At 42.3% G+C, this 15059-nt stretch carries 10 protein-coding genes; 5 read left to right on the plus strand and 5 right to left on the minus strand.

Features of this window, described 5'->3' with window-relative positions; all coding sequences use genetic code 11:
- Window positions 1–110: 110 nt before the first annotated feature.
- From NQ505_RS24395 to NQ505_RS24405, 3 genes are all read left to right on the plus strand, one after another.
- Entirely contained in the window at window positions 111–4115 is a 4005-nt protein-coding gene (locus NQ505_RS24395; RefSeq protein ID WP_008999789.1) for a response regulator, read from the plus strand.
- Window positions 4112–4654 (plus strand): chromate transporter, encoded by a 543-nt coding sequence (locus NQ505_RS24400; RefSeq protein WP_008999788.1) that lies wholly within the window; start codon window positions 4112–4114, stop codon window positions 4652–4654. The genes NQ505_RS24395 and NQ505_RS24400 overlap by 4 nt, the downstream gene beginning before the upstream one ends.
- Before the next feature lie 84 nt (window positions 4655–4738).
- A complete protein-coding gene (locus NQ505_RS24405) occupies window positions 4739–5287 on the plus strand; it encodes a chromate transporter (protein WP_008999787.1) in 549 nt (182 codons plus the stop codon).
- Window positions 5288–5394: 107 nt separating this feature from the next.
- On the opposite strand, the gene NQ505_RS24410 is transcribed toward NQ505_RS24405, so the two are convergent.
- On the minus strand, window positions 5395–6981 hold the full coding sequence (locus NQ505_RS24410) for a glycoside hydrolase family 10 protein (RefSeq protein ID WP_008999786.1): 1587 nt from the start codon (window positions 6979–6981) through the stop codon (window positions 5395–5397).
- A 16-nt stretch (window positions 6982–6997) separates the two neighbouring features.
- Between NQ505_RS24410 and uvrA the strand changes: the two genes are divergently transcribed.
- A complete protein-coding gene (gene uvrA, locus NQ505_RS24415) occupies window positions 6998–9769 on the plus strand; it encodes an excinuclease ABC subunit UvrA (RefSeq protein WP_008999785.1) in 2772 nt (923 codons plus the stop codon).
- 118 nt (window positions 9770–9887) lie between these two features.
- Here uvrA and NQ505_RS24420 read toward each other — a convergent pair whose 3' ends face one another.
- The 3 genes from NQ505_RS24420 to NQ505_RS24430 are packed head-to-tail and all read right to left on the minus strand — an operon-like array spanning window position 9888 to window position 12035.
- Window positions 9888–10373 carry an outer membrane beta-barrel protein gene (locus NQ505_RS24420; protein WP_008999784.1) on the minus strand — a complete coding sequence of 162 codons (486 nt, stop codon included), beginning with the start codon at window positions 10371–10373 and terminating at the stop codon, window positions 9888–9890.
- Between the two features lie 4 nt (window positions 10374–10377).
- A complete protein-coding gene (locus NQ505_RS24425; RefSeq protein ID WP_008999783.1) occupies window positions 10378–10608 on the minus strand; it encodes a hypothetical protein in 231 nt (76 codons plus the stop codon).
- Complete coding sequence (locus NQ505_RS24430) at window positions 10605–12035, minus strand: carbon starvation protein A (RefSeq protein ID WP_008999782.1); 1431 nt, start codon at window positions 12033–12035, stop codon at window positions 10605–10607. The genes NQ505_RS24425 and NQ505_RS24430 overlap by 4 nt, the downstream gene beginning before the upstream one ends.
- A 108-nt stretch (window positions 12036–12143) precedes the next feature.
- Here NQ505_RS24430 and NQ505_RS24435 point away from each other — a divergent pair, with 108 nt between their 5' ends.
- Window positions 12144–13595 (plus strand): glycoside hydrolase family 10 protein, encoded by a 1452-nt coding sequence (locus tag NQ505_RS24435; protein ID WP_008999781.1) that lies wholly within the window; start codon window positions 12144–12146, stop codon window positions 13593–13595.
- 232 nt (window positions 13596–13827) lie between these two features.
- On the opposite strand, the gene NQ505_RS24440 is transcribed toward NQ505_RS24435, so the two are convergent.
- The gene (locus NQ505_RS24440) at window positions 13828–15027 is read right to left on the minus strand and encodes a hypothetical protein (RefSeq protein WP_008999780.1); all 1200 of its coding nucleotides are present in this window, start codon (window positions 15025–15027) and stop codon (window positions 13828–13830) included.
- Window positions 15028–15059 lie beyond the last annotated feature (32 nt).

The following is a 15059-nucleotide window of genomic DNA, read 5'->3' on the forward strand; positions in this document are numbered from 1 at the left end:
TGGAGCGCTGTTATCTTTCACCAAAATTTTGTAATATCGGAAAATCTTCTTAATTTTGTCAAACTTTCCCCCTCATAAAAGATTCAATAACCCTTAAAAGTCCTATTTGTATGAAAAAATGGCTTTTTCTAATCTTATTGTTTCCTCTAACTTGTGTCGCGCAGACGTATCGATATCTTGGAGTGGAGGATGGGTTAAGTAACCGGCGGGTATACTGCATTCAAAAAGATAAAACCGGATACATGTGGTTCCTCACGCACGAAGGTATTGATCGATACAATGGAAAAGAGTTTAAGCGATATAAGTTAATGGATGGTGACGTAGAAGTGAACTCTCTGTTAAATTTAAACTGGCTTTATATCGATCAGGAAGGAGTCTTATGGGAAATCGGAAAAAAAGGAAAAGTATTCCGGTATGACCAGATTCACGACTGCTTCAGCCTTGTATATAAATTACCGATGGAAAGTTTCAGCAAACAGCCGGACCCGGTCACTTATGCCTGGCTCGACCAGAACAAACACATCTGGCTGTGTAATAAGGATACCATCTTCCTCTATAACACGGAAACTCAACAAGTCACCCATATAAAGAATGATATAAGTGAAGACATCACAGACATTGAACAGATAGACGAATCGCATTTCTTCATCGGTACGGAAATGGGTATCCATTATGCGAAACTGGAAAATAATGCACTTGAGCTTATCAATTGTGATAAGTTGGAGAGTGTGAAAGCCCAGGTCATCGATTTACATTTCGACAAAAAGATTCGTAAACTATTCATCGGAACTTTCCTGCGGGGAATCATGATTTACGATATGAATACCAAATCTGTTATACGTCCGGAACAGAACCTGAAGGATATTAGTATCACACGATTCAAACCGCTAAATGACAAAGAGTTATTGATAGCTACAGATGGCGGAGGAGTACACAAGATGAATGTGGATACTTATCAAATAGTACCCGATATTGTTGCTGATTACAATAGTAACAATGGTATGAACGGTAACAGTATTAATGATATCTTTGTGGATGATGAAGAACGGATATGGCTGGCTAATTACCCCATCGGAATCACAATACAAAACAACCGCTATACCAGTTACAAATGGATTAAACACTCTATTGGCAATAAACAGTCTTTAATTAATGACCAAGTGAACTCCATTATTGAAGACAGAGACGGAGATTTATGGTTCGCAACGAACAATGGTATCAGTTTTCTCAATTCAAAGACCGGACAATGGCGATCGGTGCTTAGCGCTTTTGAAGAGTCGCAAGGTAATAAAAGTCACATCTTTCTTACTATATGCGAAGTGGCTCCCGGAACTATCTGGGCAGGCGGGTACTCTTCCGGTGCTTATCAGATAGATAAAAAGACATTCAACGTCAGCTATTTCATGCCGCCTTTGTACACTCATACAAACAAGCGGCCGGATAAATATATACGTGATATCCGTACAGATATGCAGGGGTATATCTGGTCAGGAGAATTCTACAACCTCAAGCGTATTAATCTGAAGACGCAGGAAGTACGGTTTTATGATGGATTAAATTCCATTACCGCCATCGTTGAGAAGGATGAAAAAAGTATGTGGATCGGTAGTGCCACCGGCCTATGTCTTTTAGATAAAGAATCCGGTAAATTCGAGCGTATAAAACTTCCGGTAGAATCAAGTTATATCTACTCCCTGCACCAGGCAAAAAATGGATCATTATATATAGGTACCAGCGGATCGGGACTCTTGATTTATGATATTAACAAAAAACTGTTCACTCATTACCACACAGAAAACTGTGCTTTAATATCTAATAATATCTATACTATATTATCGGATGCCGATAGAGACATACTGATGAGTACAGAAAGCGGGCTGACAAGCTTTTACCCCAATGAGAAGAAATTCTATAACTGGACCAAAGATATGGGATTGATGACTACACATTTCAATGCACTGTCGGGTGTTCTCCGGAAAAACAATAAATTTATTTTAGGGAGTTCGGACGGAGCTGTGGAATTTGATAAGGACATGAAATTGCCCAGAGGCTATTCTTCTAAAATGATTTTCAGCGATTTCAAGCTTTTCTATCAGACAATCTATCCGGGCGATGAGAATTCTCCGTTGAAAGCAAGTATCAATGATACAAAGGTATTGAAATTAAAATACAATCAGAATATATTCTCTTTGCAGGTTTCTTCTATCAACTATGACTATCCTTCCAACATTCTTTATTCCTGGAGGCTAGAAGGTTTCTATGATGAATGGAGCAAACCCGGAACGGAGAATACGATTCGTTACACCAATCTTGCTCCGGGCACATATACGCTAAGAGTACGCGCCATCTCCAATGAAGACAAACGCATCATGCTTGAAGAAAGAAGTATGGATATTGTCATAGCCCAGCCTTTCTGGTTGACATTCTGGGCTGTATTGGTTTATACAGCTTTCCTTTGTCTCATTGCAATCGTTCTATTGCGTATCCTGATTTTAAGAAAGCAGCGTAAAGTCTCTGACGAGAAAATACATTTCTTTATCAATACGGCGCATGATATCCGTACTCCATTGACACTTATCAAAGCACCTTTGGAAGAACTACGCGAAAAAGAGGAGTTGAGCAAAGAAGGTATTTCGAACATGAATACGGCATTACGAAACGTAAATGCCCTGTTGCGCCTGACGACCAATCTTATCAACTTTGAGAGAGCGGACGTATATTCTTCCGAGCTATATATTTCAGAGCATGAACTAAACACGTTTATGAATGAAATATTCAATGCATTTCAGCAGTACGCCAACATCAAACACATCAATTTCACTTATGAAAGTAATTTCAGGTATATGAATGTATGGTTTGATAAAGAAAAGATGGAGTCTATTTTTAAGAACATCATTTCGAATGCATTGAAATATACTCCTGAAAATGGGAATGTACAGGTTTTCGTTTCTGAATCAACAGATTCATGGAGTGTGGAAGTCAGAGACACGGGAATCGGAATTCCGGCTAACGAACAAAAGAAGTTGTTCAAGCTCCATTTCCGCGGCAGCAATGCTATTAACTCCAAAGTAACGGGAAGCGGTATCGGTCTGATGCTTGTATGGAAGTTAGTCCGTTTGCATAAAGGAAAGATCAATCTGTCAAGTATCGAAAACCAAGGATCAGTTATCAAAATAACGTTCCCCAAAGATAGCAAGCGTTTCCGGAAAGCACATCTGGCAACTCCGAGCAAACAGCGTATAGAAATCGAAAACGTTCCGTCTTCATCGCCTGAAATTTACGAAAACGCGCAGAAGAAAGAGAACATAAATCATCGTCGTATCTTAATTGTGGAAGATAATGATGAGTTGCGCAACTATCTGTCGCAAACGTTATCCGAAGAATATGTCGTACAGGTTTGTTCCAATGGAAAAGAAGCACTGACGATTATTCCCGAGTACAAACCGGAGCTGGTTATTTCAGACATTATGATGCCGGAAATGCGGGGTGATGAATTATGTCAGGCTATCAAGAACAATATCGAGACTTCCCACATCCCTGTCATCCTGCTGACTGCTTTGAATAATGAGAAAGATATTCTCTCGGGACTTCAGATTGGTGCGGATGAATACGTTGTGAAGCCATTCAACATTGGTATATTGAAAGCAAATGTGGCCAATCTATTGGCTAATCGTGCACTTTTGCGCAGCAAATACGCAAACCTGGATCTGAATGATGAGGAAAATGATGAAGACTGCATTAACTGTTCACAGGATATTGACTGGAAGTTTATTGCAAACGTCAAAAAGAATGTGGAAGACAACATCGACAATCCGGCTCTGACGGTAGATGTGTTATGCAGCCTGATGGGAATGAGTCGCACAAGTTTTTACAATAAATTAAGAGCATTAACCGATCAGGCACCGGGAGATTATATCCGGCTGATTCGTCTGAAACGTGCCGTACAATTACTAAAAGAAGACACACATAGCATAACAGAAATTGCAGAAATGACGGGATTCAGTGATGCCAAGTACTTCCGTGAAGTATTTAAGAAGCATTTTAATGTAAGCCCCAGTCAGTATGGCAAAGAGAAAAAAACAGCTAGTAAGGAAGGAGGAGAAAAGAAAGAATGAACATTTATCTCGAAGCATTTGGAATCTTTTTTAAAATAGGCGCCTTTACCATTGGAGGAGGGTATGCAATGGTGCCACTGATTGAAAATGAAATTGTCACCAAGCGAAAATGGATTGCGCAGGAAGATTTTATAGACCTGTTGGCTATCTCCCAATCCGCTCCGGGAATTCTGGCAGTCAATATTTCTATCTTCATAGGATATAAACTGCGTGGCATCCGGGGAAGTATTATCACAGCATTGGGTACTGTTTTGCCGTCTTTCATTATTATATTAGCTATCGCCCTGTTCTTTCATAGCTTCCAAGACAATCCGATAGTGGAACGTATTTTTAAAGGAATTCGCCCGGCAGTGGTGGCACTCATCGCGGCGCCGACCTTTACCATGGGACGATCCGCAAAAATCAACCGCTACAATCTGTGGATTCCTGTTGTCTCGGCATTATTAATCTGGCTGTTGGGCTTCTCCCCTATCTGGATTATCATTGCTGCCGGTGTAGGAGGGTTCCTGTGGGGAAAACTTAGAAAAGTCAAGAGCTAAGAAAGGAGAGTTACCGTAAAAGCAGTGTAATCCATACCTACTTTTATTATATAAATAAATTATAGTGATATCATCATTAATTATATGATCTACTTACAGTTATTCTATACGTTTTTCAAAATCGGCCTCTTTGGTTTCGGAGGTGGGTACGCCATGCTTTCCATGATTCAAGGTGAAGTGGTTACTCGCTACGGATGGGTGAGTTCACAGGAGTTTACTGATATTGTAGCAATCAGTCAGATGACTCCGGGACCTATCGGCATTAATGCAGCGACCTATGTAGGGTTTACTTCTACCGGAAGTGTTTGGGGCTCCATCATTGCAACTTTTGCAGTGGTCCTCCCCTCTTTTATCTTGATGCTGACCATTAGCAAGTTCTTTTTAAGGTACCAGAAACATCCTGTAGTGGAATCTATCTTCAACGGGCTGCGCCCGGCAGTAGTAGGATTACTCGCTTCCGCTGCACTGGTATTAATGAATGTAGAAAATTTCGGTTCACCTACGGAAGATACTTATTCATTCGTCATCAGTATCATTATATTCCTGATCGCTTTCATTGGAACAAGAAAATACAAAGCCAATCCGATATTAATGATTATCGGCTGCGGCATTGCAGGGTTACTACTTTATTAACAGTGAGCGATTGAACGATATACCATAAACAGTAAACAAAAAAAACGGTGAACAAACTGCACTATCATTTTGCAGAGTGTTCACCGTTTATCGTTTATGCTATGTCTTTATAGTTTCAACTTCTTACTCACAGACTTGGATTCATTATGCAAGCGATCTAAAGCTGTCACTACATAACGGCATTTTGTTTTTCCTGTTTCATAAGGAAGTTTATAGAATGGATTGCGCGTGATAGCTACAATATGAGAAGGATCGTCCAAATTCACCTTTTCTTTACTGTCAAAACGATAGACTACATATTGAACTGCCTTATCCATCTCTGTATCAGCTTTCGGAGCTGTCCAAAAAAGGATATAGCCATCTTCTGTCCACACTTTTTTCATTTTACGTACCTTGCCCGGAGCTTTATCATCCATAAAATCAAAGACTGGAATCAAAGCAGGATATTTATGATATTCACTGATTAAAGCATCGCGATATCTACCCTGGTTCTCAACAACAGCTGCTGCATACCATTGACAGCTACCTCCGATTGTTTGGTAAGCACGTTGCAAAGCCATCTTGCGGGGAAGCTGATTGATAGAAGGATTCTGCGGATCGGCAAACTGAACTGTCTTTGGCACCGACTGACCAATGAACAGCGGCCGGTTTTCCGAATGAGTAGCCCACCATTTCACCAGTGTCTCATAGTCGGCAGCTTTGTGGCCAATCTCCCAGTAAATTTGCGGAATATTATAATCAATCCATCCTTCACGTGCCCAAAGGAGTACATCGGCATAAAGATCATCATAGTTCTGCAAACCATTAGTGTTACTTCCCAACGGATCGCTCTTCTGATTACGATAAATACCGAACGGACTGATACCAAACTTCACCCATGGCTTGATGCCACGAATCGTTTCGTGAAGCTTCTTTATCAACACATTCACATTACTACGACGCCAATCTGCCTTATTGGTGAAACCTCCACCATAACGGGCGAAACTTGCATCATCCGGAAAATCCAATCCATTAACCGGATAAGGATAGAAATAATCATCCATGTGAATAGCATCTACATCATAACGAGACACAATATCGGTCACAATTTTACAGATATGCTCCCGGCTTTCAGGAAGTGCCGGATCGAAATATAACTGATCGCCATAAGTAACAAACCATTCCGGATGCTGGTGATAAATATGCTCCGGTGCCAACTTATTCTTTAATGAGGTCTTCACGCGGTAAGGATTGATCCAGGCATGAAATTCCATATTCCGTTTCTGACATTCTTCAATCATAAACTGCATCGGATCCCACATAGGAGAAGGCGTCTGACCTTGCGTTCCTGTCAGGAAACGGCTCCACGGCTCATGCTGGGAAGCATATAATGCATCCGCTTCAGGGCGTACCTGAAAGATGATTGCGTTAATGCCGGCTTCCTGAAGAGAGTTCAACTGACTAACCAATATTTGTTTCAGTCTCTCTGTGGGAATGCCACGAAACTGACCGTTAACAGCTTGTATCCACGCTCCACGGAATTCACGTTTAGGATATTTATTGCCTGATGGCACCTGCGCCCTCACTCCTACCACCAGAAGAAGAGCTAAAAGTAAAAGATAGTTTTTCAGCTTCATAATATTCTTAAATCGTAATAATGTGACGCAAAGATAATACAAACTCCCGATAAATTCGCTAACTTTGCCGACTACCATAAAAAAGGAGTATTTTATGTCAGAAAACAACTATATTTCGATCAAAGGCGCACGCGTCAACAACCTAAAAAACATCGATGTAGATATTCCCCGCAACAAGCTTGTTGTCATCACCGGATTATCGGGTTCGGGAAAATCATCTCTTGCTTTTGATACGCTCTACGCAGAAGGACAACGCCGCTACGTGGAAAGTCTAAGCAGTTATGCGCGCCAGTTTCTGGGACGAATGAGCAAACCGGAATGCGACTTTATCAAAGGGATTCCTCCCGCCATTGCTATCGAACAGAAAGTGAACAGCCGCAATCCCCGTTCTACCGTGGGCACCTCGACTGAAATTTACGAATATCTACGCCTGTTATATTCACGGGTAGGGAAAACGTATAGCCCCATCAGCGGACAAGAGGTGAAGAAACACTCTACAGAAGACATTGTCAACTGCATGCTCTCATACCCGGAAGGTACAAGATATACGGTACTGACACCTATCCGCCTGCGTGAAGACCGCACCTTGCAACAACAACTGGAAATAGACCTAAAACAAGGGTTCAACCGTATCGAAGTGAACGGTGAAATGAAGCGTATTGATGAATATACGCCTGTGGCAGGTGATGAAGTATATCTACTGGTGGACCGTATGGCGGTTGCCAATAGCAAGGACGCCATCAGCCGACTGACCGATTCTGCCGAAACAGCTATGTATGAAGGTGACGGAACCTGTATGCTGCGTTTTTATCTATCAGACGGAACCACAAAGTTACATACTTTCAGCACTAAATTCGAAGCAGACGGTATCATCTTTGAAGAGCCGAATGACCAGATGTTTTCATTTAACTCTCCTATCGGTGCTTGTCCCGTATGTGAAGGATTCGGTAAAGTGATCGGTATTGATGAGCATTTAGTTGTTCCGGATCGTTCTTTATCCGTATATGAAGGTGCTATCGTATGCTGGCGAGGTGAAAAGATGGGTGAATGGAAAGAAGAACTGATTCACAATGCGGATAAATTCGACTTCCCGATTTTCACTCCCTATTATGAGTTGACAGATGCGCAACGCCGTTTGCTTTGGGAAGGCAATCAATATTTCCATGGCATCAATGATTTCTTCAAGATGCTGGAAGAGAATCAATATAAGATACAATATCGGGTAATGCTGGCACGTTACCGCGGAAAGACACTTTGCCCGAAATGCCACGGCACTCGCCTGAAACCGGAAGCCGGATATGTCCGGGTGGGTGGAAAAAACATTTCCGAACTGGTAGATTTGCCTATCACAGAGCTGAAGGAATTCTTCGATCATTTGGAACTGGACGAGCACGACAGCAACGTATCCCGACGTATCCTGGTTGAAATAAATAGCCGGATTCGTTTTCTAATTGATGTAGGTTTGGGCTATCTGACTTTGAACCGGCTTAGTAATTCTTTATCGGGTGGAGAAAGTCAGCGTATCAATCTGGCAACTTCACTGGGAAGTAGCCTTGTTGGTAGCCTTTATATTCTCGACGAGCCAAGTATCGGACTGCATAGTCGTGATACGGACCGTCTGCTCCATGTGTTGCGTCAACTGCAACAATTAGGCAATACGGTAGTAGTGGTAGAGCACGACGAAGAGATCATCCGTGCTGCAGATTACATTATTGATATAGGTCCTAATGCAGGACGTCTGGGGGGAGAGGTTGTTTACCAAGGCGATATGAAGGATTTGAAGAAAGGAAGTAACAGCTACACGGTACGTTATCTTTTGGGAGAAGATGAAATTCCCGTTCCGGAGCATCGTCGACCGTGGAATAATTATATAGAATTGAAAGGCGCACGTGAGAATAACCTGAAAGGAGTAAACGTACGTATCCCACTTAATGTGATGACAGTCGTTACCGGTGTTTCCGGTTCCGGAAAGAGTACATTGGTGAGAGACATTTTCTTCCGGGCATTGAAACGTGAATTGGATGAATGCAGTGACCGTCCGGGAGAGTTCTCCTCAATCGGAGGAAGTTTGCGCGACCTGCGGAATGTAGAATTTGTAGACCAGAACCCTATTGGTAAATCATCACGTTCTAATCCGGTGACTTACATCAAAGCCTACGACGAAATTCGTAAACTGTGGTCTGAACAACCGCTAGCTAAACAAATGGGGTATACTCCCGGATTCTTCAGTTTCAACAGTGAAGGCGGACGTTGCGAAGAATGTAAGGGGGAAGGAACCATCACCGTAGAAATGCAATTTATGGCAGACTTAGTGTTGGAGTGTGAATCTTGTCACGGAAAACGGTTCAAGTCTGATACACTGGAAGTGAAATTCAACGATAAAAGCATCCACGATGTGTTGGAGATGACCGTCAATCAGGCGGTTGAGTTCTTTAACGAACATGGACAAAAGAAAATTGTGAAGAAGTTACTTCCTTTGCAGGACGTAGGACTGGAATATATTAAATTAGGACAATCGTCTTCCACTCTTTCCGGTGGTGAAAACCAACGTGTCAAACTGGCATTCTATTTGAGCCAGGAGAAAGCCGACCCGACGATGTTTATCTTTGACGAGCCGACTACCGGACTTCATTTCCATGATATTCGCAAACTTCTGGATGCTTTCGACGCACTGATTCGCCGGGGACACAGTATCGTTATCATTGAACATAATATGGATGTCATCAAATGTGCCGATTATGTAATCGATCTCGGACCGGAAGGTGGAGATAAGGGTGGAAACATTGTAGCAGTGGGCACTCCGGAAGAAGTTGCCGCTTGCGGAGCAAGTTATACAGGACAGTTCCTGAAAGAAAAACTGGGATAAGCAGTCACTATTGCTCTGTTGTCCAAGTTATAGAAAAATAACTCATATAGACAAAAATAAGCCCTTGCAGGAATTGAACTTCTGCAAGGGCTTCATATATGGAGAAAATCAATTTCTTTTATAAATAGAAACCGAATCCTATCTTGACACCGAAACGTGACATATCGCCATCATTGAAACGCCATTTATAATAAACAGCAGGTTCAATCGTTACCGTGCGCGAAAGGAAGAAAGCATATCCGCCTTCAATACCCAGTCCCCAGTCAGTCTGATGCTTGCCACCACTCCAACGGAAACGATTCCAGTCGAGTCCTCCACCTAAATAGATACCGGTTTTATTGAAATAGAAACGTACTCCCGTACCTAATGTATACTCGTCTATCGGTTTCGACCAATCGGCTCCGGCATTTACCATCAAGGCAATACCCTCGGCAAAGAATGTACCGACTTGTGCACCAACACCAAATTTTGCTTTATCATTTTTACTATACGAAAAGTCCAATCCCGATAATGAAGGATTAATAATCGTAGTTCCTTTCTCAAATTGCGCCTGTGCAGTGAAAGAGACTGCCAATAAGCAAAGAGCCAAAGCTAATTTCTTCATAAACTTACTTTTTTAAGTGAATAGATTGTTCGTCTTTTTTGCGGCGTTCACGCATTTGCTCCTTTTTCCGAAGCACTAGCCAAAGAAGAAAGACGATGACATAAGAACCTGCCACCGTCAGGATTTTCTCTGTCTGGCTGACTTCCGTATTACGTGGCAACAGATAAGCCGCTGTTACCGAAACATAAATAAGGAATGCAATTGCCACTCCTGTCGATTTTCTTATTTTCTTCATTCTGATAATTTTCTTGTTTTTTGCTTGCTCATCCAGATATAGAACCAAATCACTGCAACGACCACACACGTTATACCAACGCCATAGGAAACTGCGTGTGAAAGTCCCAATCCTTCAGGAGCAATACATATATAAGTAGAACATACACATGTCATAAACAGTGCCGGTATCAAAGTGATGATATAAGTTTTCTTAGATACCGCCAGAAAAACCGTTATAGCCCACAAGGTAAACACAGCCAGCGTCTGATTCGCCCAGGCAAAATAACGCCATATCATATTAAATCCGTTTGCGTCACGCAAGCTATACAAAAGCAGACCGATAGCAAGGACAAACATCGGAATGCAAATATATAAACGACGGCGCATACTTTTTTGTTCCATACCCAGGAAGTCTGCCACAATCAGACGTGCCGAACGAAAAGCCGTATCACCCGAAGTAATCGGAGCGGCAATCACTCCCAAAATGGCAAGTACGCCTCCGACAGCTCCCAGCCACTCCTTCGTTATAGAATCTACAATAACGGAAGCATTGCTTTCTTCCATTCCGTTTTCATGGAAAAAGTAAGTAGCGGCAGCAGCCCAAATAAGAGCAACAATGCCCTCGGTAATCATTGCACCGTAAAACACCGGACGTCCATGCCGTTCCGAGGTCATACAACGTGCCATCAACGGGCTTTGCGTAGCATGAAAACCCGAAATGGCACCACATGCAATACTCACAAACATAATCGGAAAAATAGGAAGCTCACTTGCTTCGGGATTTGTATTTTGCAAACCATCCCAAAGTTCAGGCAAAGCCGGATGGTTAACGTAGAGCATCACCAAAATGCCTACTGCCATAAACAACAAGGCAACCGCAAATATAGGATATATTTTACCTATTATTTTATCAACAGGAAGTAGGGTCGCCAAAATATAATAGAGGAATACAACCACAATCCAAAACGTAGCATCCAAACTTTCCGGAGTGAGTTTTGCCAACAGTCCGGCAGGCCCCGCAACGAAAACCGACCCCACCAGAATCATTAAAATGACAGTGAATCCTCTCATCACCTGCTTGGTAGTCAGTCCCAAATAACGTCCTATTATTTCCGGCAGACTTTCACCTCCATTACGCAAAGAAAGCATTCCGGCAAAATAATCATGCACTGCACCCGCAAAAATACTTCCCAACACAATCCACAAGTATGAAGAGCTACCAAATTTCGCTCCCATGATTGCTCCGAAAATAGGACCTAATCCGGCAATATTAAGAAATTGAATCATGAAAATCTTCCAAGTGGGCAATGGAATATAGTCCACTCCATCAGCCTTTGTAAGAGCCGGTGTTTTACGGTCATCAGGACCAAAGACGCGTTCCATCAGGCGTCCGTACGTAAAATAGCCTACTATCAGTGCCAGCAGGCATAGAGTAAATGTAATCATAGCGTGTCGTTTTTTAGCTTGGCAAATGTAACATAATCTCACGAAACAGCCCAACAATACCGACACTTTTACTAACTTTGCAGGGATTTAAAACAAAAAATAAAGAATATGCGTCGATATATTTTCATTCTTTCACTTTTGTTTCCTTTCCTCTCAATGGTTGCGCAACCCAAACATGAAGTTCGTGCCGCATGGGTCACAGCGGTGTACGGACTGGATTGGCCTCGTACACGTGCAACAACTCCCCAAACAATTCGCAAACAGAAAGAAGAGTTAATAGATATTCTTGATAAGTTGAAGGCTGCCAACTTCAACACTGTCCTATTTCAAACCCGTACACGTGGAGATGTATTATATCCTTCAGCAATCGAACCATTCAATTCAATCTTAACTGGAAAGACAGGAGGAAACCCCGGCTATGATCCACTGGCTTTCGCCGTTGAGGAATGTCATAAACGGGGAATGGAATGTCACGCCTGGATGGTAACTATTCCGCTGGGGAATAAGAAACATGTTGCTTCGCTCGGAAGTCAGTCCGTCACCAAGCGGATGAAAGATATCTGCGTCCCTTACAAAAGTGAATATTTCCTCAACCCAGGGCATCCGGCTACGAAAGAGTATTTGATGAAACTGGTACGGGAAGTCGTAAGCGGTTATGATGTGGACGGAGTACATTTTGACTATCTGCGTTATCCGGAGAATGCTCCCCTTTTCCCCGATAAATATGATTTCCGTCGATATAATAAAGGACGTACGCTGGATCAGTGGCGCCGGGATAATATCTCCGAGATTGTACGTTATATATATAAAGATGTAAAAGCGATGAAGCCTTGGGTAAAGGTAAGTACCTGTCCGGTAGGAAAATACCGGGATACATCACGTTATCCTTCCCGTGGATGGAATGCTTTCTTTACCGTTTATCAGGACCCACAAGGCTGGATAGGAGAAGGGATTATGGACCAGATTTATCCGATGATGTATTTTCAGGGAAACAATTTCTATCCTTTTGCTCTCGACTGGCAGGAACAAAGTAACGGACGACAGGTGGTTCCGGGACTTGGCATTTATTTTCTTCATCCTGATGAGGGTAAATGGACACGTGACGAAATTGATCGTCAGATGAACTTCATCCGCAGTCAGAAAATGGCAGGTGAAGGACATTACCGGGTGAAATATCTTATGGAAAATACACAAGGTATCTACGATGAATTGGCTGAGAATTTCTATGCATATCCAGCTTTACAGCCTCCTATGCCTTGGCTGGACAATGTTCCGCCTACGGCTCCGTCCGAACTAAAGGTTACTGATATCAACAATGGATATACGGAATTAAAGTGGCAGGCTGCTACCGACAATGATTCGCGTAATAATCCGATGTATGTCATTTATGCATCAAATGAATTTCCAGTAGATACTAATCGCCCGGAGAACATTGTTGCACAAGGCGTTCGGGAGACAAGTTATATCTATGCTCCTATCCTACCCTGGAATGCTAAGAAACATTTCGCAGTTACGGCTATTGACCGTTGCGGAAACGAAAGTGCGGCGGTACAGAAGTAAAATAAACATGCCTATACTGGTATGAACTTCCCAGCAAAATAATCTAGTTCTACTTCATTCCAGTTTTCCGGAATGGAGTGATTAACAATAACAAGTAAGGCGAACGATAGTCACATGGCATGTGATTACTTGTTTCATGCAATGAAACTTTTTGTTTCTCGGTGTGGAACCAATGGTTTCACTGCATGAAACTATCAGTTTCACACCGAGAAACCATAACTTCGATATAATATCACAAAAACACGCTTTTTGAGATAAACACCCACGCCCGATAACTACTCTTTTTATGAGCCGGCACCAATGACAAATAGCCTGATTTTATTCTTCCTTGTTCTATTTCCAAAGGATAAGCCTCCTCCATTTCTTTGTGTGCTCTCCAGGCTGTTCCTTCCGTAGGGTAATAACTTATTTGAAAAGCTCCTGTTGAAGTAGGATAGATATAATGGTCATAAATATGACGCGCTACTACTCCCATATTCATCCTCAAGTTGATTTCCACGCAAGGATGAATCCGATAAACAGGAGATTCTGGAAAGCGACAGATCATCATATCCACTCCCAAATAACCATTATAAATGGTTCCGAAACGGAGGGATAATTCTTGTTCAAGGCGGTCGCGCAATTTATAAATTTCTTCGACAGGGATATATTCCGAAAGATTCCGTTCGATGGCTGCATCTGAAATCAGCAGATTACCTTCGTACGCCCCACTTCCACCCGTACGGAATTGAGAGTATCCGGCAAAGCCAAATCGACCATTACCCGAAGAACGAAATTCCATAGCAAAATCTTCCACCTTATTATATAGAGGTTCGCCAATAACACCTCCTTGCTGGTTGCCAATGCGTGAGCACCAACCGGAAATGGAAGGAGTATATACACCTTTGCACCAATTCAACCCTTTTCCGCTACCGGATAAAGGAGCTTTCAGTAAACAAGTATCATGTGATTCTACAAATGACTTCCATTCTTCGGGAAACGTCAGGTAAAAAGACTCTCCACAAAAACAGGCTCCCAGTTGTAGCTGTGGTAATAGTTCCACAGCACAGGAACGATGGGAACAGAAACGCAGTTTATCCAATTGCTCAATAGAAGGAAGCTCGCTTTCTTCCACTCCCAAATCCAACAGTCGTTTTCTTATTGCTATATCCCAGCCCCAAGGACGAATTTCCAAATTCCGCTCCGAAGCAAGTTCAGGTTCTGTCATCAAATCAACCGAAAGTCCTAATAATTCCTGTATCTTCTTCACATAGTCGAGATTATAAGCGGAAGGAGCCAATACAACACTTCCCTCTTCTGCATACCACATCGGCAACAAAGCCAATTCAGATGCCATCTGCCGGGCGGAAGCCGGTGCCATATAGTTTGTTTCACCGCTGGCTAACGCCAAATCATGTTCCGGATTGAATATATAAAGAGCCTTTTTTGTCATTTTAAACGAATTCAAAACTTTATTCTGCAAAT

Origin of the sequence: Bacteroides sp. D2, assembly GCF_025147085.1 — a bacterium.
GTDB lineage: Bacteria > Bacteroidota > Bacteroidia > Bacteroidales > Bacteroidaceae > Bacteroides.

Excerpts from the sequence above, each read along its gene's own strand:
- NQ505_RS24400 (WP_008999788.1), top strand. The coding sequence starts at position 4,112 with ATGAACATTTATCTCGAAGCATTTGGAATCTTTTTTAAAATAGGCGCC.
- NQ505_RS24425 (WP_008999783.1), bottom strand. The coding sequence starts at position 10,608 with ATGAAGAAAATAAGAAAATCGACAGGAGTGGCAATTGCATTCCTTATT.
- uvrA (WP_008999785.1), top strand. The coding sequence starts at position 6,998 with ATGTCAGAAAACAACTATATTTCGATCAAAGGCGCACGCGTCAACAAC.
- NQ505_RS24395 (WP_008999789.1), top strand. The coding sequence starts at position 111 with ATGAAAAAATGGCTTTTTCTAATCTTATTGTTTCCTCTAACTTGTGTC.
- NQ505_RS24420 (WP_008999784.1), bottom strand. The coding sequence starts at position 10,373 with ATGAAGAAATTAGCTTTGGCTCTTTGCTTATTGGCAGTCTCTTTCACT.
- NQ505_RS24430 (WP_008999782.1), bottom strand. The coding sequence starts at position 12,035 with ATGATTACATTTACTCTATGCCTGCTGGCACTGATAGTAGGCTATTTT.
- NQ505_RS24410 (WP_008999786.1), bottom strand. The coding sequence starts at position 6,981 with ATGGTAGTCGGCAAAGTTAGCGAATTTATCGGGAGTTTGTATTATCTT.
- NQ505_RS24440 (WP_008999780.1), bottom strand. The coding sequence starts at position 15,027 with ATGACAAAAAAGGCTCTTTATATATTCAATCCGGAACATGATTTGGCG.
- NQ505_RS24435 (WP_008999781.1), top strand. The coding sequence starts at position 12,144 with ATGCGTCGATATATTTTCATTCTTTCACTTTTGTTTCCTTTCCTCTCA.
- NQ505_RS24405 (WP_008999787.1), top strand. The coding sequence starts at position 4,739 with ATGATCTACTTACAGTTATTCTATACGTTTTTCAAAATCGGCCTCTTT.